Raw genomic sequence first — 22,676 nt, forward strand, 5'->3', positions numbered from 1 at the left:
TCATGCTCAGGGGAACCTGGTACATCAGCCCCACCCCGTTCGCCGAGGGCGGCGAGGTCGACACCGCGAGCCTGGAGCGGATCGTCGCCGCCGCGGCGAGCTGGGGCGTCGACGGCATCACCATCCTCGGCGTCATGGGCGAGGCGGCCGACCTCACCGCGGGCGAGCGCGAGACCGTGCTGAGCACCGTGGCCGCGGCCGCGCGGGGGAAGGTGCCGTTCGCGGTCGGGTGCTCGGCGCCGTCGGCCGCGATCGTGGCGGCCAACGCCCGCCGGGCCGCCGAGGCCGGCGCGGCCGCGGTCATGGTCTCGGCCCCGCCGCTGCTCAAGGACACCGACCAGATCGGCGCGTTCTACAAGGGCATCGCGAGCGAGCTGCCAGTGATCGTGCAGGACGAGCCGGCCGCGACCGGCGTGACCCTCCCCGTCTCCGCGCTCCTCGCGGCCCTGGACGCCGCCGGCAGCACGGTGGTGAAGCTGGAGGACCCGCCGACCCCGCCGAAGATCGGCCGGCTCCTCGCCCAGCGGCCCGGGCTCACCGTGTTCGGCGGCCTCGGCGGCGTCAGCGCCTACTCCGAGCTGCGCCGCGGCGCCGCCGGCACGATGACCGGCTTCGCGTACCCGGAGATCCTGCGCGCCATCCGTCTCGCCTACGAGGCCGGGGACACCGCGGGCGCGGCCCGGATCAACGACCGCTTCCTGCCGTACCTCGTCTTCGAGGGCCAGGTCCGCGTCGGCCTCGGCATCCGCAAGGAGGTGCTGCGCCGCCGCGGCGTCATCGCCACCGCCCGCACCCGCGCGCTCACCCCGCTGCCGGACGCGGCCACGCTGGCCGAGCTCGACGACGTGCTGGCCCGCGTCGGCCTGACCCCGGCGACCGAGCCGCTGCAGGTTTCCCCGTGACCGCCGTCGTCGGCGGGGCGAGCTCCGGCCTCGGCGCCGCCATCGCCCACGAGCTGGGCCGCCGCGGCCACGACCTGCTGCTGTGGGCCCGCAACCCCGAACGCCTCGACCTGGTCGCCGCCGAGGTGCGCGCCCGCCACGGCGTCACCGTCCACACGCTCAGCGCCGACGCCGCCGACCCGGCCGGCGCGGCCGCCGTCGCCACGGCGGCCCTGGACCGGCTCGGGCGCGTGGACGTGCTCGTGCTCAACGCCGGCGGCCCGCCGCCGGTGCCGGCCGACCGCACCGACGCCGGCGGCTGGCGGGCCGCGCTGCAGCTGCTGACGGTGACCCCGATCGACCTCGCCACGCGGCTGCTGCCCGGCATGCGCGAGCGCGGGTCCGGCCGGATCGTCGCCGTGCTCTCCTCGGGGGTGCGCGAGCCCCTGCCCGACCTGTCCTACTCCAACGGCGGCCGCGCCGCGCTGACGGCCTGGCTCAAGACGGTCGGGCGGCTCGTGGCCGGCGACGGCGTCACCGTCAACGGGGTCGTCCCCGGCCGCATCGACACCGAGCGGGTCGCGGCGCTGGACGCGGCCCGGGCCGAGCGCACCGGCGCCGAGGTCGCCGCGGTGCGAGCGGCCGCGATGGCCGGCATCCCGGCCGGGCGCTACGGGCGGCCGGAGGAGTTCGCGGCCGCCGTGGGCTTCCTCGCCTCCCCGGAGGCGTCCTACGTGACCGCGAGCCTGCTGTCCTGCGACGGCGGCCTGATGCGGAGCCTCACGTGATCGCGGCCGAGGTGGCCGGCACCGCCGCGTCGGGCATCCGGGCCATCGCCAACGCCGCCTGGGCCGTCCCGGGCGCGATCCACCTCGAGTTCGGCGAGCCCGACTTCGCCACCCCGGCGCACATCGTCGAGGCCGCGCACACGGCCGCGCGGGCCGGGCACACCAGGTACGGCCCCAGCACCGGGCTGCCCGCCCTGCGCGAGGCGATCGCGGCCAAGCTCGCCCGCGACAACGGCCTCGGCAACACCGCACCGGACCGGATCGTGGTCAGCGCCGGCGGGGTCGGGGCGCTGTTCGCGGCCTACCGCACGCTGCTCGGCGCCGGCGACGAGATCCTGGTGCCGGACCCGGGCTGGACCAACTTCTCGACCCTGGCGACCATGCTCGGCGCGGTCCCGCGCGGCTACCGCCTCGACCCCGCGGCGAACCACGGCCCCGACTACGACCACCTCGAGAGCCTGCGCGGCCCGCGCACCCGGGCGATCCTCGTCAACTCCCCGTCCAACCCGGTCGGCTACCAGTGGGATGCCGGGCAGCTGGCGGCGGTGGGGGAGTGGGCGGCCGCGAGGAACCTCGTCGTCGTCTCCGACGAGTGCTACGACCAGCTGTGGCTGGACCGGCCGGCGGTCCCCTTCGCCGCCGCCGCGCCCGGCGTCCCGGCCGTCACCGTGTACTCGCTGTCGAAGAGCTACGCGATGACCGGCTGGCGGGTCGGGTACGCGGTCACCACCCCCGAGCTCGCGGCCGGCCTGGCCCGGGTGCAGGAGGCCACCGTGTCCTGCGTCAACACCGTGGCCCAGCACGCGGCGGTGGCCGCCCTCACCGGTGACCAGACCCCCGTGCGGGTCATGCGCGACGCCTACCGCGACCGGCGGGACATCGCCCTGCGCACGGCGCTGGAGCTGGGCCTGTCCGCCACCCGCCCGGCGGGCGCCTTCTACCTGTGGCTGCGCACCGAGGTATCCCCAGTGGACCTGCTGCACCGAACCGGGACCGCGGTAGCGCCGGGCCCCGCGTTCGGCGCGGAAGGAGCCGGCCACGTCCGGCTCTCCCTAGCGGCGGCCCCGGACGACATCGTCCGCGGCCTGACGAACATCGCCCAACCCCCATCCCCCCAGTAAGACAACGAAGGAGGCTCGGATGCCTTCCCAACGGAAAATCGTCCTGGCGGCGCTCACGGCCGGCGTGGTCGCGCTCACCGCGGCCTGCGGCGGCGGCGACGCCAAGGACTCCACCCCCAACGCCGGCGGCAGCGATCAGGCCCGCTACGGCGGCACCATGACCGTGGCCTACCAGAGCGACCCCAAGACCTTCGACCCGGCGGTGTGCTACGACGCCACCTGCTGGAACAACATGCGCATGCTGTACGACCGGCTCTACGACTACGTCGGCGACACCATGAACATCGAGCCGCAGGCCGCGACCGCGCTGCCCGAGGTGAGTGCGGACGGACTGACGTACACCATCAAGCTCCGCTCCGGCATGACCTTCAGCGACGGCAAGTCGGTCACGGCCAAGGACGTCGCCTGGTCCCTGACCCGCATCCTCGACCCGGCCACCAAGTCGCCGGTGCAGAGCTTCTGGACCGGGGTCGCCGGCGCCGCCGACTACGCCAAGAGCCCGACCGGCACGCTCGCCGGCATCGCCGCCGTCGACGACGGCACCGTGCAGATCAAGCTCACCGCGCCGAACAGCTCGTTCAAGTACGTCCTGGCGATGCCGCACGCGTCGATCATCGAGCAGGGCACCGCGAGCAAGCCGGTCGGCTCCGGGCCGTTCGTGATGGACCACTTCACGCCCGGCCAGGAGATCGTGGTCAACCGCAACCAGAAGTACTGGGACGCGCCCAAGCCGTACGTCGACAAGGTCGTGGAGAAGCTCGGCGTCGACCCCCACGTGCAGCTGCTGTCGCTGCAGAAGGGCTCCATCGACCTGATGGGCGACCCGATCCCGGCCGCGGACTACCTGACCGTCTCCGGCGACGCGTCGCTCAAGCCGCAGATCAAGACGATCGTGAAGCCGTCGACGTACTACGTGACCATGAACACGCAGATGGCGCCGTTCGACAACCCGAAGGTGCGCGAGGCCGTCTCGTACGCCTTCGACCGCAGCTTCCTGCTCAAGCTCGTCGCCGGGCAGGGCAGCGTGGCCAACGAGTACCTGCCGCCGGGCATCACCGGCTACACCAAGGACAAGCTCGTCCACGACCAGGACATCGCCAAGGCCAAGCAGCTGCTGGCCGAGGCCGGCTTCCCCAACGGCTTCTCGACCACGATGTACTCCTGGAACACCTCGCCCTGGACCGCGCTGCTGCCCCAGCTCCAGCAGGACCTCGGCAAGATCGGCATCACGGTCGACGCCAAGCCGGTGCAGCAGAGCGCCTTCTTCGACCTCGCCGGCACGCCGAACAAGGCGCCGATGACGCTCACCTTCTGGGTCGCCGACTACCCCGACGCCAGCGACTTCTACCAGGCGCTGCTGTCCTGCGGGGCGGCCATCCCGGGCGGGCAGAACTACCCGTTCTACTGCAACAAGAGCGTCGACGACCTGGTCAACCAGGCGCTCGCGGCCAAGGACAACGACGCCGCCACCGCCCTGTACGTCCAGGCCACCAAGGCGATGCTCGCCGACAACCCGGTGGTGCCGCTCTACTACGGCTCCAAGACCGAGGTGTTCGGCAAGACCGTCGGCGGCTACCACTCGCAGCCCATCTGGGGCTGGGACATGACCAACTACTGGAAGACGACGGGCACGGCCGGTCGCTGACGCGGCGCTCCCGCCGGAGCTTGCAGGAGCTCCGGCGGGACCCAACAGCGCCGTCGCCGGCCGACCCGCGTCTGCACGGACGAGGTCTGTGATTGAGGACACGCATGTGACAACGCTTCTTGAGGTGGACGACCTCACCGTCGACTTCGACCGCGACGGGCAACGCTCCGCCGCCGTGCGCGGCGTCTCGTTCTCCGTGGCCGCGGGCGAGCGGGTCGGCATCGTCGGCGAGTCCGGCTCCGGCAAGTCCGTGACGGCGCAGGCCGTGATGCGGCTGCTGCCCCAGACCGCGGGCGTCGGCGGCCGGATCAGCTTCGACGGCTCCGACGTGCTCGCCTTCGACGCCAAGCGGCTGGCCCGCTGGCGCGGCGCCGACATCGCCATGGTCTTCCAGGACCCGATGTCGAGCCTCAATCCGCTGCTGCGGATCGGCACCCAGCTCGCCGAGGGGCTGCGCCACCACCGCGGGCTGGGCAAGGCGGCCGCGCGGGAGGAGGCGGCCCGGCTGCTGCGCACCGTCGGCATCGGCGACGCCGAGCGGCGGCTGAAGGAGTACCCGCACGCGTTCAGCGGCGGCATGCGCCAGCGCGTGTGCATCGCCATCGCGGCCGCCTGCACGCCCCGGCTCATCGTCGCCGACGAGCCGACCACCGCGCTGGACGTCACCGTGCAGGCCCAGGTGCTCGACCTGCTCGACGAGCTCACCGACCGCCACGGCACGGCGACCGTCCTCATCAGCCACGACCTCGGCGTCGTGTCGAGCTTCTGCGACCGGATCCTCATCATGTACGCCGGGCAGGTCGTCGAGTCCGGCCCGACCGACGAGATCGTGGCCCGGCCGACCCACCCGTACACCCGGGCGCTGCTGGAGAGCATCCCGCGGCTGCGCGGGCCGCTGCCCCGGCGGCTGCCCACGATCCCGGGCGCCCCGCCGTTCGGCGACGTGCCGTCCGGGATGTGCGCGTTCGCCGGCCGCTGCCCCCGCGCGCAGGACCTGTGCCGCAGCACCGATCCCGCCCTGCGCCCGACCGGACCCGGCGTCGCCGCCGCGTGCCACTTCCCCCTGGAGGGCGGCCGTGACTGAACCCGCCGTCGACGTCCGCGACCTGACCGTCGCCTATCGCAAGCGCGGCACCGGCTGGCGCCGCGAGGAGCTGACCGCGGTCGACGCCATCAGCTTCGCCATTGCGCCCGGGCGCACCCTGGGCCTGGCCGGCGAGTCCGGCTCCGGCAAGAGCAGCGTGGCCCGGGCCCTCATGCGGGTCGTCGAGCCCGCGTCGGGCTCGGTGCGCATCGGCGGGCAGGAGGTGACGACCCTGCGCGGCGCCGGGCTGCGCCGGTTCCGCCGGCACATGCAGATGGTGTTCCAGGACCCGTACGACTCGCTCAACCCGCGGCTCACCGTCGGCGAGAACGTGGCCGAGGCGCTCGTCGCCGCCGGCGTGCCCCGCCCCGACCACACCGTCCGCGTCCGCGAGCTGTTCGACCGGGTCGGGCTGCCGTCCGGCTTCTCCGGCCGCTACCCGCACCAGCTCTCCGGCGGCCAGCGCCAGCGGGTGTCGATCGCCCGGGCCCTGGCGGTCGGGCCGCAGGTGCTCGTCTGCGACGAGGCGGTCTCGGCGCTGGACGTGTCGGTCCGGGCCCAGATCCTCAACCTGCTCAAGGACCTGCAGGAGGCCGACGGGCTGGCCTACCTGTTCATCTCGCACGACATGTCGACGCTGCGGTTCATGGCCGACGACATCGCCATCATGCAGGGCGGCCGGATCGTCGAGACCGGCGCCGCCGAGGCCGTGTTCGCCCAGCCGTCCCACGAGTACACCCGCGAGCTGATCGCCGCGATCCCCGAGCCCGGCTCCGGAAGGAGGCAACGCCGTGACCGTACCCATTGAAGTCGGCAGCGAGGTCGCCGCGCCCGGCTTCTGGCGGCGTGCCCGGCGCAGCCTGCGCCACGACTGGCCCGCGCTAGTCTCCATCACGCTGCTGGTCCTGCTCGCCCTGGCCGCGATCCTGGCGCCGCTGCTGGCCCCACACCCGCCGCTGACCACCTACCCGGAGGGGCTCCAGGCCACCGGCGCGCCCGTCGGCCCCGGCGGCGGCTTCCCGCTCGGCGCCGACCCCAACGGCCGCGACGTGCTGTCCCGGCTGCTGTACGGCGCCCGGGTCTCGCTCGTCATCGGCATCCTCGCCAACGGCCTGGCCACCGTCCTCGGCGTGCTCGTCGGGCTGGTCGCCGGCTACCTCGGCGGCTGGGTCGAGACGGTGCTCATGCGGATCACCGACGTGGTGATGTCGTTCCCGATCCTGCTGTTCTGCATCGCGCTGATCTCGGTCACCGGCCCGAGCGCCCGCAACGTCGTCGTGGTCATCGCGCTCATCTACTGGACCGCCCTCGCGCGCATCATCCGCAGCCTCGTGCTGTCGCTCAAGGAGCGCGAGTTCGTCGTGGCCGCGCGGACCCTGGGCCTGTCGCACTGGAGGATCATGCGCAAGCACCTCTTCCCGCACCTCGTGCCGACGATCATCGTGTACGCCACCCTCGGCGTGGCCTCGTCGATCCTCATCGAGGCGTCGCTGTCGTTCCTCGGCGTCGGCGTGCCGGTGCCCGACCCCTCCTGGGGCCAGATGATCGAGCAGGGCAAGGAGTACTTCCAGATCGCGCCCTGGCTGCTCTTCGCGCCCGGCGTCTGCCTGCTGCTGACCGTCCTGTCGTTCAACCTCGCCGGCGACTGGCTGCGCGACCTGCTCGACCCGACCGCCCCGGAGCGTCGCTGACATGAGCCGCTTCCTGCTGCGCCGGCTGCCCCAGGCGATCGTCGTGCTCTTCGGCGTCGTCACCCTGGCCTTCTTCATGACTCACGTGGTGCCCGGCGACCCGGCCCGGCTCATCGCCGGCCCCAACGCCAGCCCCGCCACCGTCGCCTCCATCCACACCCAGCTCGGCCTCGACCGCGGCCTCGGCTACCAGTACTGGGCCTACCTGCGCCAGGTGCTGCACGGCGACCTCGGCGTCAGCTACGCCCTGCAGGGCACGTCGGTCGGCGACGCCATCTGGCGCGCGCTGCCGGTCAGCGCGGCCGTGGCCCTGCTCGGCGTGCTGTTCGAGGTGCTGCTCGGCGTCCCGGCCGGGATCGTCGCCGCCTACCGGCCCAAGGGCCTGCTGGACCGCACGGTGACGCTCACGTCGCTGGTCGGCCTGTCCGCCCCGCCGTTCTGGCTCGGGCTGCTGCTGTTGTACGCACTGGCGTACAAGTCCAGCGTGTTCCCGCTCAGCGGCTACGAGTCGCCGTACCTCAACTACCTGATCCTGCCCGGGTTCACCCTCGGCCTCGGCGGCGCCGCCTGGTACGCCCGGCTCACCCGCACGAACATGCTCGAGGCGCTGCGCAGCCCGTACGTGCAGACGGCCCGGGCCAAGGGCATGCCGGAGCGGGTCGTGCTGCTGCGGCACTGCCTGCGCAACGTCCTGAGCCCGCTGCTGACCATGCTCGGCATGGACCTGGGCTACTTCCTCGGCGGCGTCGTCGTCATCGAGTCCGTCTTCGGCCTGCCGGGCATCGGCAAGCTCACCTTCGACGCCATCGGCACCCTCGACATCCCGATGATCACCGGCGCGGTGCTCTTCGCCGCGTTCTTCATCGTCCTGATGAACCTCCTCGTCGACCTTGCATACGCCGCCATCGATCCCCGCGTCCGGCGGTAGCACGACCCCCTTGAAAGGAACGTTTGTAATGACTGACAAACTCCGCGTCGCCGTTGTCGGCGCCGGCCGCTGGGCCCAGCGCGCGCACATCCCCGGCTGGCAGCGCGACTCCCGCGTCGAGGTCGTGGCTGTCGCCGACACCGACGAGGCCACCGTCAACGAGGCGGGCGACAAGTTCAACGTGGCCAAGCGCGTCACCGACTACCGCGAGCTGCTCGACGACCCGGGCATCGACGTGATCGACGTGGCCACCGCGAACCGCGCGCACTTCGAGATCTCCGCCGCCGCGCTGGACGCCGGCAAGCACGTGCTCTGCGAGAAGCCGGTGCACCACGACTACCGCCGGACCCGGGCGCTGTCGGAGCTGGCCCACGCCAAGGGGCTCAAGACCAAGCTGGGCTTCACGTTCCGCTACGCGCCGGCGATCCAGTACGCCAAGCACCTCATCGACACCGGCTTCGTCGGGCAGCCGTACGTCTTCAACGGGTACGAGCAGAACAGCCAGTGGATCGACCCGGCCACCCCGATGCGCCAGGTCGACCCGGACGCCGACCCCGACGTCATCGCCACCTCGTCCATCGAGGGCTACGGCGCCCCGATCATCGACATCATGCACTGGTGGGCCGGGGCCGACCTGCAGTCGGTGGTCGGCACTATGCGCAACTTCGTGCCTGAGCGCATGGTCCGCGACACCGGGCTCATGCAGCGGCTCAACATCGACGACGGCGACATGTGGATCGCCGAGTTCGGCGGGGGCCTGCTCGCCTCCATCCAGTCCTCGTACGTCACCGTCGGCAACTTCCCCGGCATCGAGGCCCGCATCTACGGCTCCGAGGGCGCGATCATCGTGCGGCTGGTCGAGGAGTTCGGCATCTGCCAGACCATCAAGACCGCGACCCGCCAGGAGGTCGAGTTCGTCGAGCGGGAGATCCCCCAGGAGTTCTTCCCCGAGGGCGGGCACTCCCGCGAGGACTGGGACTTCCTGTTCTACTCCAACCTCTGCGCCGACTTCGCCACGGAGATCCTCTCCGGCGGCCCGCAGAACCAGGGCGACTTCGGCCAGGGCGCGCTCGTGCAGGAGACCATCAACGCGTTCGAGCGCTCGTTCCGCACCCGCTCGTGGGTGTCCCTGCCGCTGACCGAGGACGCCGCATGAGCGGACACGACTGGGGGTCGCTCGGCGACGACGCCGCCGCGGCCCGCATCCTCGACTCCGCGCTCGGCGCCGTCGCCGGGCGGGTGCAGTTCGCCGACGCGCGGCTCATCGAAGCCGAGGAGCTGCGGTCGTACGTCCAGAAGGGCGCCGACCCCGACGAGCGGATCGAAGGCAACATCGGCATCGGCGTGCGCGTGCTCGTCGACGGGCAGTGGGGCTTCGCCGCCCGGCCGCTCGCCGAGCACGCCGACGCCGAGGCGGCCGCCGTCCAGGCCCACCGGGTCGCCGTCGCCCTCGCCGGCAGCGGCAAGCCGGTCGACCTCCCGCCCCGCGAGCCGGTCAGCGGCCGCTACGAGACCGCGGTGGAGCAGGACCCGTTCGCGGTCGCCCCGGCGCGGCGGCAGGAGCTGCTCGCCGCCTGGCTGGCCGCCGCGACCGCGCCCGCCGAGGTGGCCGCGGCCCAGGCCGGCATCAACGCCAAGCGGCAGCACCGGCACTACGCCGACACCGAGGGCGCGCGCCAGCACCAGCACTTCACCGAGACCGGCGCGATGCTCGTGGTCACCGCGAGCGGCCACGGCGACGTGCAGCGGCGCAGCTACCCGAACTCGTTCCACGGCAACACCGCGGCGGCCGGGTGGGAGTACCTCTCCTCGCTGCGCATGCTCGACAACGCCGCCCGGGTCGGGGAGGAGGCGGTGGCGCTGCTGACCGCGCCGGTCGCCCCGTCCGGGCACGCCGACGTCGTCATCGGCGCACAGCAGGTGTCGCTGCAGATCCACGAGTCGTCCGGGCACGCGCTCGAGCTCGACCGGATGCTCGGCGACGAGGCCAACTACGCCGGCACCTCGTTCATCACGCCGGGCGACGTGGGCTCGCTGCGGTACGGCTCCCCGGCCGTCACCATCACCTCCGACCCGACGGTGCCGGGCACCCGGGGCAGCTTCGCCTTCGACGACGAGGGCACCCCGGCCCGCGCCACCCACCTCGTCGACGAGGGCATCGTGCGCAACACGCTGTCCAACCGGGACGCGGCGGCCCGGTCCGGGCTCGCGCTCACCGGCGCCGCCCGCTCCGACGGCTGGGCCTACCTGCCGGTCTGCTTCGCCACCCACGTGTTCCTGCAGCCCGGCACCGGCGGGAGCCTCGACGAGCTCCTCGCGCGGATGGGCGACGGCTACTACATCGACGACAACCGCAGCTGGTCGATCGACAACCAGCGGCTCAACTTCCAGTTCGGCACCGAGGTCGTCTACGAGGTCAAGGGCGGGCGGCGCGGCCGGCTGCTGAAGAACTTCTCCTACGGCGGCGTCACCCCGCAGTTCTGGGGCTCGGTCGAGGCGGTCGCCGGCCCGTCGGAGTTCCGCGCGTTCGGCTACCCGTGCGGCAAGGGCGAGCCGAAGCAGTGGGGCTTCCTCAGCCACGGCGCCGCGCCGATGCTCGTGCGCGGCCTCAGGATCGGAGTCGCGTGATGCGTACCCCAGTCGACCCCGACCGGCTCGTCCCGGCGCTGGAGCGGGCCGCCTCGGCCGCCGGCGCCGACGCGGTGGAGATCGCGCTGCTGGGCAAGGCGGGGGAGTACACCCGCTTCGCCGGCGGCCGCGTGCACCAGCCGCAGGACATCACCGAGACGCAGTACACCGTGCGCGCCCTGGTCGACGGGCACGCCGCCCGGGCCGCGACAGGCGTCCTCGGCGGCCTCGACGCCGCCGTGGCCCGCGCCGCCGAGCTGGCCCGCGCGCTCGCCAAGAGCGCCGGGGGCCCGGGCACGGCGACCATCGCCGCGCCGGCCGCGGTGCCGGAGCTCGAGCTCTGGCACGACGACACCGCGGCCTTCGACGCCGGCGCCCGCGCGGCCCTCGCCGCCGCCACCATGGCGCGGGCCGAGGCGGCCGGCGGGCACGCGGCCGGGATGTTCGGCCGGGCCGTCACCCAGCTCGCGGTCGTCAACAGCGCCGGGGTCGCGCACCACACCCGGGCCACCGAGGCGATCGGCAGCCTCACCGCGACCGTCGACGAGGGCACCTCGCACTGGATCGACCTGCACCGCTCGGCCGCGGCGCTCGACGCCGAGCGGTCCGTGGCGCGCACCGTCCGCGAGGCGGTCGCCGGGCGGGGCCGCGGCCCGCTGCCCGACGGCCACTACACCGTCGTGCTCGGCCCGCAGGCGGCCGGGGAGCTGCTCGGGTTCCTGGAGGCGTTCGGCTTCTCCGGCGAGCTCGCCGCGGCCGGCGTCGGGCTGGTCGCCAACCGGCGCGGCGAGCGGGTCGCGTCCACCCTCGTGAACGTCGCCGACGACGCCACCTCGCCCTACGGGCTGCCGATCGGCTTCGACCTGGAGGGCACCCCGAAGTCGGTGGTGCCGCTGCTGACCGGCGGGCTCGTCGGCGCCGCCGTCACCGACCTGGCCAGCGCGCGGGCGCTCGGTTCGGCCTCGACCGGGCACGCGCACGTGGCCCGGGAGGAGCCGCCGAGCCCGGTCGCGGCGAACATCGTGCTGAGCCCGGGCCCGCACACGGAGGAGGAGCTCATCGCCGGGGTCGAGCGCGGCCTGTACGTGCAGCGCTTCTGGTACACCCGGCTCGTCGACCGGGTGGCGGGCACCATCACCGGGGTCAGCCGCGACGGCTGCTTCCTCATCGAGAACGGGCGCCTCGCCGCGCCCGTGGCCGGGGCCCGGTTCACCCACTCCGTCCTCGACCTGCTCGCGACCGTCGACGGCGTCGGCCGTACCGTGCGCTCCCAGCCGGTCATGAACGTGTGGAACGGCGCCGTGAGCGCGCCCGCCATGCGTGGCCACGGCTTCCGCTTCGGGGCCGCCGCATGAGCGGTACGCAGCGAAGCGGAGTGGCCGCTCATCATGAAGCTCAGCTCTCGTCATGCCGTTGCCGGAGCGCAGCGGAGGTGACGGCATGAGCGGTACGCAGCGAAGCGGAGTGGCCGCTCATCATGAAGCTCAGCTCTCGTCATGCCGTTGCCGGAGCGCAGCGGAGGTGACGGCATGAGCGGAGTGCGTACCAACCGCGAACGGCTCGTCACGCAGATCCTCGCGGGCGAGGTGTGGCCGGCCCTCGCGGACCGGCACGGCTTCCGCGTCGACGCCGACGGCACCCCGTTCCTGCTGCCCGGCATGGGCGGGGTCACGCTCGGCGCGCACCCCGGCGACCCCGCGACCGGCTACGCGAGCGACCATCTGGAGCCGGGCCTGTCGGTGCGGGCCGCCGACCCCGGCGCGAACATGGCCCTGCAGTTCCTGTCCTGCGTCGGCAACCTCGTCACCGTGCGCAGCGGCCCGGCGGCGGGCGCCGTGGGGCGGGTGACCGGGCAGCACGCGTACGTCCTCGTCGACCTCCCCGAGGATCGGCTCGCGCTGGTCAGCTCGGGCGACCGGGTCAGCGTCGCCGCCACCGGGCAGGGGCTGAAGCTGCTCGACCACCCGGCCGTGGTGGCCAAGAACCTCGACCCGGCGCTGCTCGACGCGCTGCCGATCGCCACCCGCGCCGACGGGCGGCTCGAGGTCGGGGTGGCCGCGCGGGTGCCCGCCGCCGCGGTCGGGGCCGGCGCCGGGATGGTGTCGGAGTTCGCCAACACCGACCTCATGGGGGCCTACGCCGGGCAGGCCGACGACCTGTCCCTGGGCCTGGAGTCCCTGCGCCTCGGCGACCTCGTCGTGCTGGAGGACCAGGACCACCGCTTCGGGCGCGGTTTCCGCCGGGGGTACCTCACCGTCGGCGTCATCAGCACCGGCCACTGCCGCCTGTTCGGCCACGGCCCCGGGCCCAGCACCATCCTCAGCGGCCCGGCGGAGGCGTTCGCGATCGTCGACGACGCGGACGCGAACCTTTCACGACTGGGAGTCTGATTGTGAACACGGTCGCCATGAACCTGACGGGGGCGGTGGAGACCCCGACGATGGGGTCCTCGCCGTACCTCGTCGACGCCGACGGCGCCCCGTACGTGCCGATCGGCTCCGCGGGCGTGGTGCTCGGGGTCCGCCTCGGCGACGGGGTCTTCGACCACGACGCCGACCACGCGGCCCCCGGCGTCACCCTCGAGCACCGCGACCAGGCCGCCCGGCACGCGCTCACCGCCTTCGCGTGCCTGGGCAACGAGGCCGTCGTGCGCACCGGCGCCGCCGCCGGGGCCCGGGGCACGGTGCTGGGCAAGCGCGGCGAGGAGGGCCGGGTCATCGTCGTCTTCCCCGACGACGTGCTGGCCCAGCTCCTGCCGGGCGACGCGATCGCCGTGCGCGCCCACGGCCAGGGCGCCACGCTGCCCGGGCTGTTCCTCGTCAACACCGACCCCCGGATGCTGCCGCGGCTCGCGCTGCCGCTCGGCGTCCGCGGGATCGTCCCGTCCTCGGTCGTCGGCAACGGCATCGGCCGCCCGGCCCAGATGTGGGACCTCGACCTGCAGGAGGTCCCGCCGGGCCTGCGGCTGGGCGACTTCGTGGCCGTGGACGACCTCGACGTGCGGCACAACGCCGGGTACCGCCGCGGCTGGCGCACGGTCGGCGTGATCGTGCACGGCGGCAGCCCGCAGCCCGGCCACGGCCCCGGCCTGATGCCGCTGCTGTGCGGCCCGGTGGCCGCGCTGCCGGTCGGGGTCGACGGCGACCAGCACCTCGGCCTGCGGGCCGACGACCTAGACTTCCGGCCATGACCGACCCCGGCATGTTCCTGCACCGGTCGCTGCCCGAGGCGGTGTACCTCGTGCTCCGGCGCAAGATCCTCAACAACGAGTACGAAGCCGGGCAGCGCCTCGTCGAGGCGCCGCTGGCCGAGGAGCTCGGGGTCAGCCGCTCGACCGTCCGGGAGGCGCTGCGCCAGCTCAGCGTCGACGGGCTGGTGGACATCTCGCCGCGGCGGCACAGCATCGTGACGCGCATGTCCTACGAGGACATCCGCGACGCCTGCTATGCCCGCTTCGTCCTGGAGGCCGGCGCGGTCCGCTGCATCACCGGCAGCAAGGACGGCGTGCTCGCCCGCATGCAGCAGGTCGTGGACCGGATGGCCGACGTGGCCGCCGACGGCGACGTGGCCACCATGATCGACCTCGACACCGAGTTCCACGGCTGCATCATCGACGCCGCGGGCAAGCAGCGCCTGGCCGCGCTGTGGCGCACCCTGGACGCCCAGATGGGCGCCCTCATGCGCTCGTCGATCGACCGCCAGCACATCGGGCTGGACGAGGCGGTGCGCCGCCACCAGTACGTGGTCGACATCTTCCGCGTCGGCTCGGGCGAGGCGATCGTGCAGATGCTGGAGGAGCACTACCTCGGGGCCGTGGACAGCATGGCCGAGGCGGGCGTCCTGTCGTCCGCGGTGCTGGAGGCGAAGGGCCGCCCGGCTTAGGCCCTGTCCTGCCGATCATGCCGGCCTGCGCCGGGCCCAGACCCTCGCCCAGGCCGGCCCGGCGCGCTGCGCCAAGCCGGCCCGCCCAAGGCGCTGCGCGCACCCCGCGAAGGCCGGGTTACAACACCGGTAGCCAGGCCTCCGCGGGGCACACGCAGGCGAAATCTGGACCTCGTCTCGGCTCGACATGATCGGCAGGACAGAGCCTAGCCCGCCGTCCGCTCGGCCGGCGGGCGGCGGCGCAGGGCCGCCTGCTGCATCTCGGGCGGGTTGTACGCCATGTCGAGGCGGCCCACGTCGGTGCCGGGCGGGACGACGGCGTCGATCTCGTCCAGGATCGCGTCGTCCAGGGTCGCGCCGGCCCCGGCGAGCAGGTCGTCGAGCTGCTCCATGGTGCGCGGCCCGATGATGGCCGACGTGACGCCCGGGTGGGCGACCGCGAACGCCATCGCGAAGTGGGTCAGCGACAGCCCGGCCTTCTCCGCGAGGGGGATCAGCGCCTCGACGGCGTCGAGGCGGCGCTCGTCGCGGTAGTGCTTGAAGGGCAGCCCGCTGCGGTGGGTACCGGCGTCCCGGCCCTTGCGGAACCGGCCCGTGAGCATGCCCTGGGCGAGCGGGCTCCAGACGAGCGTGCCCATGCCGTACCGCTGCGTGACGGGCAGGATCTCGCGCTCGATGCCGCGGTCGAGGATGGAGTACGGCGGCTGCTCGGTGCGGTACCGCTGCAGCCCCCGCCGCTCGGCGGCCCACTGCGCCTCGACGATCGCCGAGGCGGGGAAGGTGGACGAGCCGATCGCCCGCACCTTGCCGCTGCGCACCAGGTCGGTGAGCGCGGACAGGGTCTCCTCGAGCTCCACGTCGGGGTCGAGCCGGTGCACCTGGTAGAGGTCGATGTAGTCGGTCTGCAGCCGCCGCAGCGAGTGCTCGACCTCGGCCATGATCCAGCGCCGCGAGGTGCCGCGCTGGTTGGGGTCCTCGCCCATGGCCCCGTTGACCTTGGTGGCGAGCACCACGTGCTCCCGGCGGCCCTTGAGCGCCTTGCCGACGATCTCCTCGGACTCGCCGCGGGAGTACACGTCGGCGGTGTCGACGAAGTTGATGCCCGAGTCCAGGGCCTTGTGGATGATCCGGATCGCGTCGTCGTGGTCGGGGTTGCCGATGGCGCCGAACATCATCGCGCCGAGGCAGTAGGGGCTGACCTGGATGCCGGTGCGGCCGAGCGTGCGGTAACGCATCGCGGTCCTCCTGTACGCTAAGTGGAACGCTTTATCAGTTACTACGATACGGAACGTCTTCTCACTTATGCAACCGCAACCGCCCAGCAAGCGCGCGGACGCCCGGCGCAACTTCGACGCGCTGGTCGAGGCCGCGCGCGAGGTCTTCGCGGAGTCCGGCGTCGACGCGCCCGTGCGCGAGATCGCGGCCCGGGCGGGCGTCGGCCTGGCCACGTTCTACCGCCACTTCCCGGAGCGCTCCGACCTGGTCACCGCGGTCTTCCGGCACGAGGTCGACGCGTGCGCCGGCACCGCGGAGGTCCTCGCCGCCGAGCACCCTCCCCTGGAGGCGCTCGTGCGCTGGCTGCACCGCTTCACCGGGTTCGTGAGCGCCAAGCGCGGCCTGCACTCGGCCCTGCACTCCGGCAACCCGGCCTTCGAGCCGCTGCCCGCGTACTTCCAGCAGCGCTTCGAGCCGGCGCTGGCCGGGCTGCTGGCGGCCGCGGCGGAGGCGGGCGAGGTCCGCGCCGACGTGGCGCCGATGCACATCCTGCACGCGGTGTCGCGCCTGTGCACCGGCGTCGACCCGGCCGCCGACCGGCGCATGGTCGACCTGCTCATCGACGGCCTGCGCTTCGGGGCCGGATCCCGGCCCTGACCAATCCGCGGCCGGGCCGGCCCCGAATGCCGGGGATGGCCTTGGACGGTGGAGTCGCCGGAGTGGTCGGCGGGCGGTACCGGCTGCTGCGCGTGGTCGGCCGCGGCGGCATGGGCCGGGTGCCCTTCTCGTTGGGAGATGAGCCTCCACATGCGACAGTCCACGAAGTTCCTGGCGATCGCCGCACTGCCCGCGGCCGTCGTGCTGGCCCTGCCGAGCCCGGCCTTCGCCGCCGAGTCGGTGCAGGTCGAGCTGCTGGACCTCAACACGACCGGCGCGCACGGCACCGCCACGCTGACGGCGACCGACGCCGGGGACCTGAAGATCGCCATCCACTCCACCGGGATGACCCCGAACTCGCCGCACGCGCAGCACATCCACGGCTCGGCCGGGGGCCATGGACTTCCACTGCCCCGACAAGTCCGCCGACACGAACCACAACGGGTACGTCAGCACCGAAGAGGGGCTGCCGATGTACGGCGACATCTTCATCTCGCTGACCACCACCGGAGACACCACGAAGGCCAGCGGGCTCGCGGTCGACCGGATGCCGGCGGCCGACGCGCGGGGCGAGCTGACCTACGAGCGCACGATCCCGGCCGCCGAGCTGCCCGCGGGCAACATCGCGCACCTGCACGACCTGCACATCGTGCAGCACGGCATCGACGCGAACCGCAACGGCAAGTACGACCTGGACGCCCTCAGCGAGTCCACGTTCGCCAAGTCCCTCGGCGTGCCCAACATCCCCGAGGAGGCGACCGACCCGGCCACCTGCGGGATGGTCTCCGGCGCCGCGGCCGGCTCGGTGCCCGCGGGCGGGGTGAACACCGGCGACGGCAGCACCCTGGGCGGCGGGCCCGTGTCCGCGCCGGTCATCTACTCCGTGGGCGGGGCCGCCCTGGCCGGGGTGCTCGGCGTGGCCCTGGTGCGCCGGCGGCGGGCCTGAGCGATGCGAATCCGCCTCGTCGCCGTCGCGGCGGTGGCGGTGGTGGGGCTCGGCGGCTGCGGTTCGCCGTCGCCGGGCCGCCCGCCGTCGCCCCCCGCTGGCGCCGCCTCCGCCTCGTCCGCCGCCTCCGCCGGCGCCGCCTCGTCCGCCGGCGTGCCCGCCGCCTCGTCCGCCGGCGTGCCCGCCGCCTCGTCCGCCGGCGTGCCCGCCGCCTCGTCCGCCGGCGGGCCCGCCGCCGGGCCCGCCGGGGCGCGGGCGCCCGAGCTCACCCGGGGTCCGGTCCTGCCCGCCGCCGACCCGACCCGCGTCGCCATTCCGGGGCTCGGCGTGGCGAGCGGGCTCATGCGGCTGGGCACGGACGCGTCCGGGGCTATGGAGGTGCCCCCGGACGCGGGCACCGTCGGCTGGTTCACCGGTGCGCCCGCGCCCGGATCGCTGGGGCCGGCCGTGCTCGCCGGGCACGTCGACTGGCACGGCGCGAAGGGGGCGTTCGCGCGCCTGGCCGACCTGACCGCCGGCGACGAGATCGACGTTGACCGGGCCGACGGGCGCCGGGCGGTGTTCGTGGTGACGGGGGTCGAGCGGCACCCGAAGGATGCGTTCCCGACCGGGGTCGTGTACGGCCCGATCGACCACGCCGGCCTGCGCCTCATCACCTGCGGGGGCGAGTTCGACCGCTCGACGGGGCACTACCGCGACAACGTGGTCGTGTTCGCGGACCTCAGGGCGTGACCAGCGCGCCGACGAACTCGCGGACCAGGCGGTTCCAGGTGCGGTAGTGGCGCAGCAGCGCGTGGCCCTCGCCCGGGACGCTCACGAACCGGGCGCCGTGGACGGCGGCGAAGCGCGCGGACGCGGCGGGGTCGGTGACGCGGTCGCGGTCGCCGTGCGCCAGCAGCAGCGGTACGGCCGGGTCGATGGGCAGGGCGTCGTCGGGCGGCTCGATCCAGGGCGCGAGCGCGCACACCCCGGCCACGCCCGGCTCGGTCGCGGTGTGCAGCGCGACCCGCCCGCCCATCGAGTGCCCGACCAGCACGACCGGCACACCCGGGTGGCGGCGGGCGGCCTCGGCCAGGGCCCAGCGGGCGTCGGCGACCGGGTGCCGGCGGGGCTCGTTCCAGCCCCGGTACCGGTACCGCAGCCGCCACACCGCGACCCCCGGCCCGGCGACGGCCCGGCCGAAGGGCACCATGCGCAGGGCGGCGACCCCGAACGGCACGGCGGCGGCCGTGCTCCGCGCGCGGCCGCCCGGCAGCAGCAGGACCAGCGTGCGGGGCCGGGCGGCGCCGCGGGCGACCAGGTGGGGCGACGGGCTCATGCGTCGATTCGACACCACGAACCACCGGGCCGCCTGGGAACGCGACGCTCAGGACAGGGGTGGCCCGACCACCCGCAGCGACCAGCGGGTGGAGAACCAGCCCCCGTCCCGCCGGGCGCCGCGGCCCGCCGGCCGCCGGGGGAGAGGGCGACGCCCCGGAAGTCGCCCGTCGCCACCCGCGTGAACCGGCCGGCGTCGAGCAGCCACAGCCCGGCGTCGCCGTCCACGGCGAGCACTCCCACGACGAGGCGGATGGGCGTTGACGGTACCGCCGCAGAGCCTTCGGTTCGTGTGCAAACGGTGGAGGTTTGCCGTACAGTTCGGCCCACCCTCGACGCTCGGTGAAAGGAACCGCCCGCCATGCCGGACGTCCACCGCGCGGCCACCATCCTGCTCGTCGAGGACGACCCGGGCGACGAGCTCATGGCCCGGGAGGCCTTCGAGGACGACGCCCAGACCAGCGAGCTGCACGTGGCCCGCGACGGGCAGGAGGCGCTGGACTTCCTCTACCGCCGCGGCGCCCACGCCGGGGCCCCGCGCCCCGACTTCATCCTGCTCGACCTCAACCTGCCCCGCGTCGACGGCCGGCAGGTGCTGCGCCAGGTGAAGTCCGACGCGGCGGTGGCGAGCATCCCGGTGGTGGTCCTGACGACGTCGAGCGCCGTCGAGGACGTGATGGCCTGCTACGGCGACCACTCCAACGCCTACATCACGAAGCCGTCGGGCTACGACGACTTCGTCGGCGTCGTGCGCCAGATCAACCAGTTCTGGCTCGACACCGTGCGCCTGCCCGGCGCCTGAGTCAGCTCTCGACCGTCAGCACGGCGTCGAGCCCGGTGAGGGCGAAGACCCGGCTCAGCGTGGTGTTCGGGTTGCGGACCACGAACCGGCGGCCCTCGCGGACCGCCTGCTTGTGCGCGCGGACCAGGGCGGCCACGCCCGAGGAGTCGCAGTAGGCCAGGCCGCTCAGGTCGGCGGTCACGCACTCCGCGCCGCCGTCGAACGCCCGGGCCGCCTCCGCGGCGAAGCTCTCCACCGACGTGTAGTCCAGGGCACCCGAGACCACCAGCACCACGCCGTCCGGCCCGGTGCCGGACGTGATCTTCAGCCCCGATCCGGAACGCTGGTCATTGTTCATGAGGAGGGCAGCGTAACCCGGCCCCGGGCGGGCCGCAGCCCGGCGCCCTGGTTACGCCTGCAGGCCGAGGCCGCGGCGGCCGGTCGCGTTGAGCTGCTCGGCCCGGAAGCGCTCGGGCCAGTCGCGCTCGTAGTGCTCCTCGGGGAAGTCGGCCGGGCTGGAGCCGGTCGCGAAGGCGGCGCGGACTTCGGCCGCGTAGCGCTCGTTGCGCGCGCACCAGGGGGCCGCGGGGATGTACATGACGTTGCCCCAGCCGCGCTGCCGCTGGACCGGCGCCACGCTGTGGATCATGTCGCAGTGCCACCAGACCGAGTCGCCGGCCCGCACGTCGGGGATGCCGGCCTGGGCGCGCATGAGCAGCGGGTGCCAGCGCTCGTTGGCCGGGAACACCCGGTTGACGGTGACCCCGCACATGTCGTCCTCGGGGACGTCGGGCAGCAGCGGGCGCAGCATGAGGTACGCCATGGCCGAGGGGATCGGCACCGTGTGCAGCACGCCCTGGTCGTGGTCCATGTCGGACAGCGCCGTCCAGCCCTGGAACGTGCGGAACGCCGAGCACATGGTCGAGCCCGGGTACTGCGGGCCGTCGGTGCGGTAGGCCGCGTCCCACGGGTCGTACTCCTCGACGCGGCCGTCGAACAGGTGCCGGAACGCCCGCTGGTACGCCTCGGTCATCCACAGGTCCAGCGTGCCCGGGTCCAGGTGGGTGTTCAGGCCGGCCGAGTCTGCGCCCTCGGGGCGGCGGCGGATGCGGTCGGGGTAGAGCGAGTCGCGGTCGGGGTCGAACCAGCGCCGGCCCTGGGAGTCGTACTTCCACTGCCGGTTCAGCAGCGCCTGGACCTTCGCCATCCGGTCGCTCTGCCGCGCCTGCATCTGCGCCGGCGACCAGTAGATCGGGTAGATCTCGGGCCGCGAGCCGACGGTGCCGAAGAAGTCGTCGCCGGGCCCGCGGTAGTGCTCGAAGAACTCGTTGCGCTCGACGTAGTCGACGATGCCGGCGTCCCAGGCGAGCGCCTGCTCGCGCTCGAAGTGCCCGCGCACCACGAGGCAGCCGCGCCGCTGGAGGCGCTCGAGCTGCTCGGGGGCGACGGTGCCGGCCTCGATGTCGGCGTAGTCGATCACGGGCCACACCGGCTCGCCGTTCTTGAGTGCGGCCTCGACCTGCTCGACCTCGGCCTCGACGCGCCGTTCGACGACGGCGAAGACCTCCTCGACGGTGCGCCCGGACGCGGCGATGCGCGCGCGGATCGCGGCCTTGATCTCGCGGATCGCGCCCGGCAGGTCGGCCGGGGTCTCCTCCCAGTGCGGCAGCGCGGGTGCGGGCACGGCGGGCTCCTTCTAGTCAGGTCTCCTTATTTGTAAGTCCGACCGTACGCGCCCCGCCGCTCTCTAGGCAAGGCTCCTGTCTAGAATTGGCACATGGACGCCTCGCCGTCGCCCTCCCTGGAGCTGGTGCGCTCGCTCACCGACGAGCGGGTGCTGCGCGCCCTCATGCGGCACCGCCGGCTGACCCGCGCCGAGCTGGCCGCCGAGACGGGCATCTCGAAGCCGACGGCGGGGGAGAGCGTGCGCCGGCTGGAGGAGCGCGGCCTGGTCGCCGACACCGGCGAGCGCACGCCCGGCGGGCGGGGCCGCGGGCGGGTCGGCTCCTACTACGCCCTGTCGGCCGCGGCCGGGACGGCCCTGGCGGTGTCGATCGGGCCGGCGGGCATCACCGGGGAGCTCGTCGACGCCTACGGGGAGACGGTCGCCCGCACGGAGCGGCCGCTGGGCCGGCCGGCGTCCCCGGCCGAGGTCGCCGCGGCCCTGGCGTCCGTCGCCGCCACGCTGCCGTCAGCCGTCTCATCCGCCGCCGCGGCCTCGGTGGTCCCCGGCGTCGCGTCGACGGCCGCGGCCGTGTCGTCGGCCGCCGCGGCCTCGGTGGTCCCCGCCGCCGCGCCGGCCGGCGGTGCCTTTGCCGAGCGGCGGCCGCGGCTCGCCGTGGTCAGCGCGGCCGACCCCGTCGACCGGGCCACCGGGCGGCTCGTGCACCTGCCCGACTCGCCGTTCCTCGTCGGCGAGCTCGACCCGGTGGCCGTGCTCGCCCCGCACGTCGCCGGCCCCGTCACGGTCGACAACGACGTGAACTGGGCCGCGCGGGCCGAGCGGGAGCACGCCGGGGACGACTTCGCGTACCTGTACCTGGGCGAGGGCCTCGGCTGCGCGATCGTCGGCGGCGGCGAGGTCGCCCGCGGCCGGGGCGGGCTGGCGGGGGAGATCGCGCACCTGCTCACGATCGGCCCGCACGGGCGCGCGGTGCCGTTCATCGAGGTCTTCGGGCGGATGGGGGTACGGCGGCCGGACTCCACCGCCATCGACCCCGACGCGCTGCTGGCCGCGACCGCCGCGCCCGCGCCCCTCGCCGCGGCGAACCGGCGCGCGGTCGGGCTCGCGGTCGCGGGGGTGGTGGCCGCGATCGTCGCGCTGGCCGATCCCGGGCTGGTCGTGGTGGGCGGGCTGTGGGGGCCGGCGCTGCTCGGCGCGGTGCGGGCGGCGGTGGCGGAGCTGCCGCGGACGGTACCGGTGGAGGCCGCCGTGCTGCGGCGGGAGCCCGCGCTGACCGGGGCCCGCCGCGACGCCCTGGACCGCCTGCGCGACGCGCTCGTCGCCGCGGCCTGACGGGTCAGGACAGCAGCAGGTCCTCGTCGTCGTCGACCGCCACGACACAGCCGTTGCCGATCACGGCGTACCCCCTCGGTGAGACGTCCCGGCCCC

General features: G+C 74.1%; 23 protein-coding genes. 19 read left to right on the plus strand and 4 right to left on the minus strand.

Annotated elements, in window-relative coordinates:
• The first annotated feature begins 2 nt into the window (after positions 1–2).
• The 14 genes from ACPPVO_RS17540 to ACPPVO_RS17605 all read left to right on the plus strand — a co-directional run bounded on the left by ACPPVO_RS17540 (position 3) and on the right by ACPPVO_RS17605 (position 14,648).
• Complete coding sequence (locus ACPPVO_RS17540) at positions 3–902, plus strand: dihydrodipicolinate synthase family protein (protein WP_426512266.1); 900 nt, start codon at positions 3–5, stop codon at positions 900–902.
• Positions 899–1,669: an SDR family oxidoreductase gene (locus tag ACPPVO_RS17545; protein WP_426512267.1), complete on the plus strand. Its 771-nt coding sequence runs from the start codon at positions 899–901 to the stop codon at positions 1,667–1,669. Before ACPPVO_RS17540 ends, ACPPVO_RS17545 begins: the two co-directional genes overlap by 4 nt.
• Positions 1,666–2,790: a pyridoxal phosphate-dependent aminotransferase gene (locus tag ACPPVO_RS17550; protein WP_426512268.1), complete on the plus strand. Its 1,125-nt coding sequence runs from the start codon at positions 1,666–1,668 to the stop codon at positions 2,788–2,790. Before ACPPVO_RS17545 ends, ACPPVO_RS17550 begins: the two co-directional genes overlap by 4 nt.
• A gap of 19 nt (positions 2,791–2,809) precedes the next feature.
• Positions 2,810–4,435 carry an ABC transporter substrate-binding protein gene (locus ACPPVO_RS17555; RefSeq protein WP_426512269.1) on the plus strand — a complete coding sequence of 542 codons (1,626 nt, stop codon included), beginning with the start codon at positions 2,810–2,812 and terminating at the stop codon, positions 4,433–4,435.
• 106 nt (positions 4,436–4,541) lie between these two features.
• Positions 4,542–5,519, plus strand: coding sequence for an ABC transporter ATP-binding protein (locus ACPPVO_RS17560; RefSeq protein WP_426512270.1), 978 nt, complete (start codon positions 4,542–4,544; stop codon positions 5,517–5,519).
• Positions 5,512–6,327 carry an ATP-binding cassette domain-containing protein gene (locus ACPPVO_RS17565; RefSeq protein ID WP_426512271.1) on the plus strand — a complete coding sequence of 272 codons (816 nt, stop codon included), beginning with the start codon at positions 5,512–5,514 and terminating at the stop codon, positions 6,325–6,327. The genes ACPPVO_RS17560 and ACPPVO_RS17565 overlap by 8 nt, the downstream gene beginning before the upstream one ends.
• The gene (locus tag ACPPVO_RS17570) at positions 6,311–7,210 is read left to right on the plus strand and encodes an ABC transporter permease (protein WP_426512272.1); all 900 of its coding nucleotides are present in this window, start codon (positions 6,311–6,313) and stop codon (positions 7,208–7,210) included. Before ACPPVO_RS17565 ends, ACPPVO_RS17570 begins: the two co-directional genes overlap by 17 nt.
• A 1-nt stretch (position 7,211) precedes the next feature.
• Positions 7,212–8,138, plus strand: a complete 927-nt coding sequence (locus tag ACPPVO_RS17575; protein WP_426512273.1) for an ABC transporter permease — start codon at positions 7,212–7,214, stop codon at positions 8,136–8,138.
• A 28-nt stretch (positions 8,139–8,166) separates the two neighbouring features.
• Positions 8,167–9,294, plus strand: coding sequence for a Gfo/Idh/MocA family protein (locus ACPPVO_RS17580; protein ID WP_426512274.1), 1,128 nt, complete (start codon positions 8,167–8,169; stop codon positions 9,292–9,294).
• Complete coding sequence (locus tag ACPPVO_RS17585) at positions 9,291–10,766, plus strand: TldD/PmbA family protein (protein ID WP_426512275.1); 1,476 nt, start codon at positions 9,291–9,293, stop codon at positions 10,764–10,766. The genes ACPPVO_RS17580 and ACPPVO_RS17585 overlap by 4 nt, the downstream gene beginning before the upstream one ends.
• Positions 10,766–12,121 (plus strand): TldD/PmbA family protein, encoded by a 1,356-nt coding sequence (locus ACPPVO_RS17590; protein ID WP_426512276.1) that lies wholly within the window; start codon positions 10,766–10,768, stop codon positions 12,119–12,121. Before ACPPVO_RS17585 ends, ACPPVO_RS17590 begins: the two co-directional genes overlap by 1 nt.
• A gap of 174 nt (positions 12,122–12,295) precedes the next feature.
• Complete coding sequence (locus ACPPVO_RS17595; protein WP_426512277.1) at positions 12,296–13,156, plus strand: DUF4438 domain-containing protein; 861 nt, start codon at positions 12,296–12,298, stop codon at positions 13,154–13,156.
• 2 nt (positions 13,157–13,158) lie between these two features.
• The gene (locus ACPPVO_RS17600; RefSeq protein ID WP_426512278.1) at positions 13,159–13,956 is read left to right on the plus strand and encodes a DUF4438 domain-containing protein; all 798 of its coding nucleotides are present in this window, start codon (positions 13,159–13,161) and stop codon (positions 13,954–13,956) included.
• Positions 13,953–14,648 carry a GntR family transcriptional regulator gene (locus ACPPVO_RS17605; protein ID WP_426512279.1) on the plus strand — a complete coding sequence of 232 codons (696 nt, stop codon included), beginning with the start codon at positions 13,953–13,955 and terminating at the stop codon, positions 14,646–14,648. Before ACPPVO_RS17600 ends, ACPPVO_RS17605 begins: the two co-directional genes overlap by 4 nt.
• A gap of 206 nt (positions 14,649–14,854) precedes the next feature.
• Here ACPPVO_RS17605 and ACPPVO_RS17610 read toward each other — a convergent pair whose 3' ends face one another.
• Positions 14,855–15,883 carry an aldo/keto reductase gene (locus tag ACPPVO_RS17610; RefSeq protein WP_426512280.1) on the minus strand — a complete coding sequence of 343 codons (1,029 nt, stop codon included), beginning with the start codon at positions 15,881–15,883 and terminating at the stop codon, positions 14,855–14,857.
• A 67-nt stretch (positions 15,884–15,950) separates the two neighbouring features.
• On the opposite strand from ACPPVO_RS17610, the gene ACPPVO_RS17615 reads away from it, so the two are divergent.
• The 3 genes from ACPPVO_RS17615 to ACPPVO_RS17625 all read left to right on the plus strand — a co-directional run bounded on the left by ACPPVO_RS17615 (position 15,951) and on the right by ACPPVO_RS17625 (position 18,198).
• On the plus strand, positions 15,951–16,520 hold the full coding sequence (locus tag ACPPVO_RS17615) for a TetR/AcrR family transcriptional regulator (RefSeq protein WP_426512281.1): 570 nt from the start codon (positions 15,951–15,953) through the stop codon (positions 16,518–16,520).
• Positions 16,521–16,917: 397 nt separating this feature from the next.
• Entirely contained in the window at positions 16,918–17,466 is a 549-nt protein-coding gene (locus tag ACPPVO_RS17620) for a hypothetical protein (protein ID WP_426512282.1), read from the plus strand.
• 3 nt (positions 17,467–17,469) lie between these two features.
• On the plus strand, positions 17,470–18,198 hold the full coding sequence (locus ACPPVO_RS17625; protein WP_426512283.1) for a class F sortase: 729 nt from the start codon (positions 17,470–17,472) through the stop codon (positions 18,196–18,198).
• Here the strand turns inward: ACPPVO_RS17625 and ACPPVO_RS17630 are convergent.
• Positions 18,188–18,784 carry an alpha/beta hydrolase gene (locus ACPPVO_RS17630; RefSeq protein ID WP_426512284.1) on the minus strand — a complete coding sequence of 199 codons (597 nt, stop codon included), beginning with the start codon at positions 18,782–18,784 and terminating at the stop codon, positions 18,188–18,190. The two genes, ACPPVO_RS17625 and ACPPVO_RS17630, sit on opposite strands and share 11 nt — an antisense overlap.
• A 360-nt stretch (positions 18,785–19,144) precedes the next feature.
• Between ACPPVO_RS17630 and ACPPVO_RS17635 the strand changes: the two genes are divergently transcribed.
• Complete coding sequence (locus ACPPVO_RS17635) at positions 19,145–19,585, plus strand: response regulator (protein WP_426512285.1); 441 nt, start codon at positions 19,145–19,147, stop codon at positions 19,583–19,585.
• A gap of 1 nt (position 19,586) precedes the next feature.
• Here the strand turns inward: ACPPVO_RS17635 and ACPPVO_RS17640 are convergent, their stop codons facing one another.
• Both ACPPVO_RS17640 and ACPPVO_RS17645 read right to left on the minus strand, forming a co-directional pair.
• Entirely contained in the window at positions 19,587–19,922 is a 336-nt protein-coding gene (locus tag ACPPVO_RS17640) for an STAS domain-containing protein (RefSeq protein WP_426512286.1), read from the minus strand.
• 51 nt (positions 19,923–19,973) lie between these two features.
• Complete coding sequence (locus ACPPVO_RS17645; RefSeq protein WP_426512287.1) at positions 19,974–21,248, minus strand: YbiU family protein; 1,275 nt, start codon at positions 21,246–21,248, stop codon at positions 19,974–19,976.
• Between the two features lie 93 nt (positions 21,249–21,341).
• On the opposite strand from ACPPVO_RS17645, the gene ACPPVO_RS17650 reads away from it, so the two are divergent.
• Positions 21,342–22,580 (plus strand): ROK family transcriptional regulator, encoded by a 1,239-nt coding sequence (locus ACPPVO_RS17650; protein WP_426512288.1) that lies wholly within the window; start codon positions 21,342–21,344, stop codon positions 22,578–22,580.
• Positions 22,581–22,676: the final 96 nt, after the last annotated feature.

It is taken from the genome of Dactylosporangium sp. McL0621 (genome assembly GCF_049995355.1).
Classification (GTDB): domain Bacteria; phylum Actinomycetota; class Actinomycetes; order Mycobacteriales; family Micromonosporaceae; genus Dactylosporangium.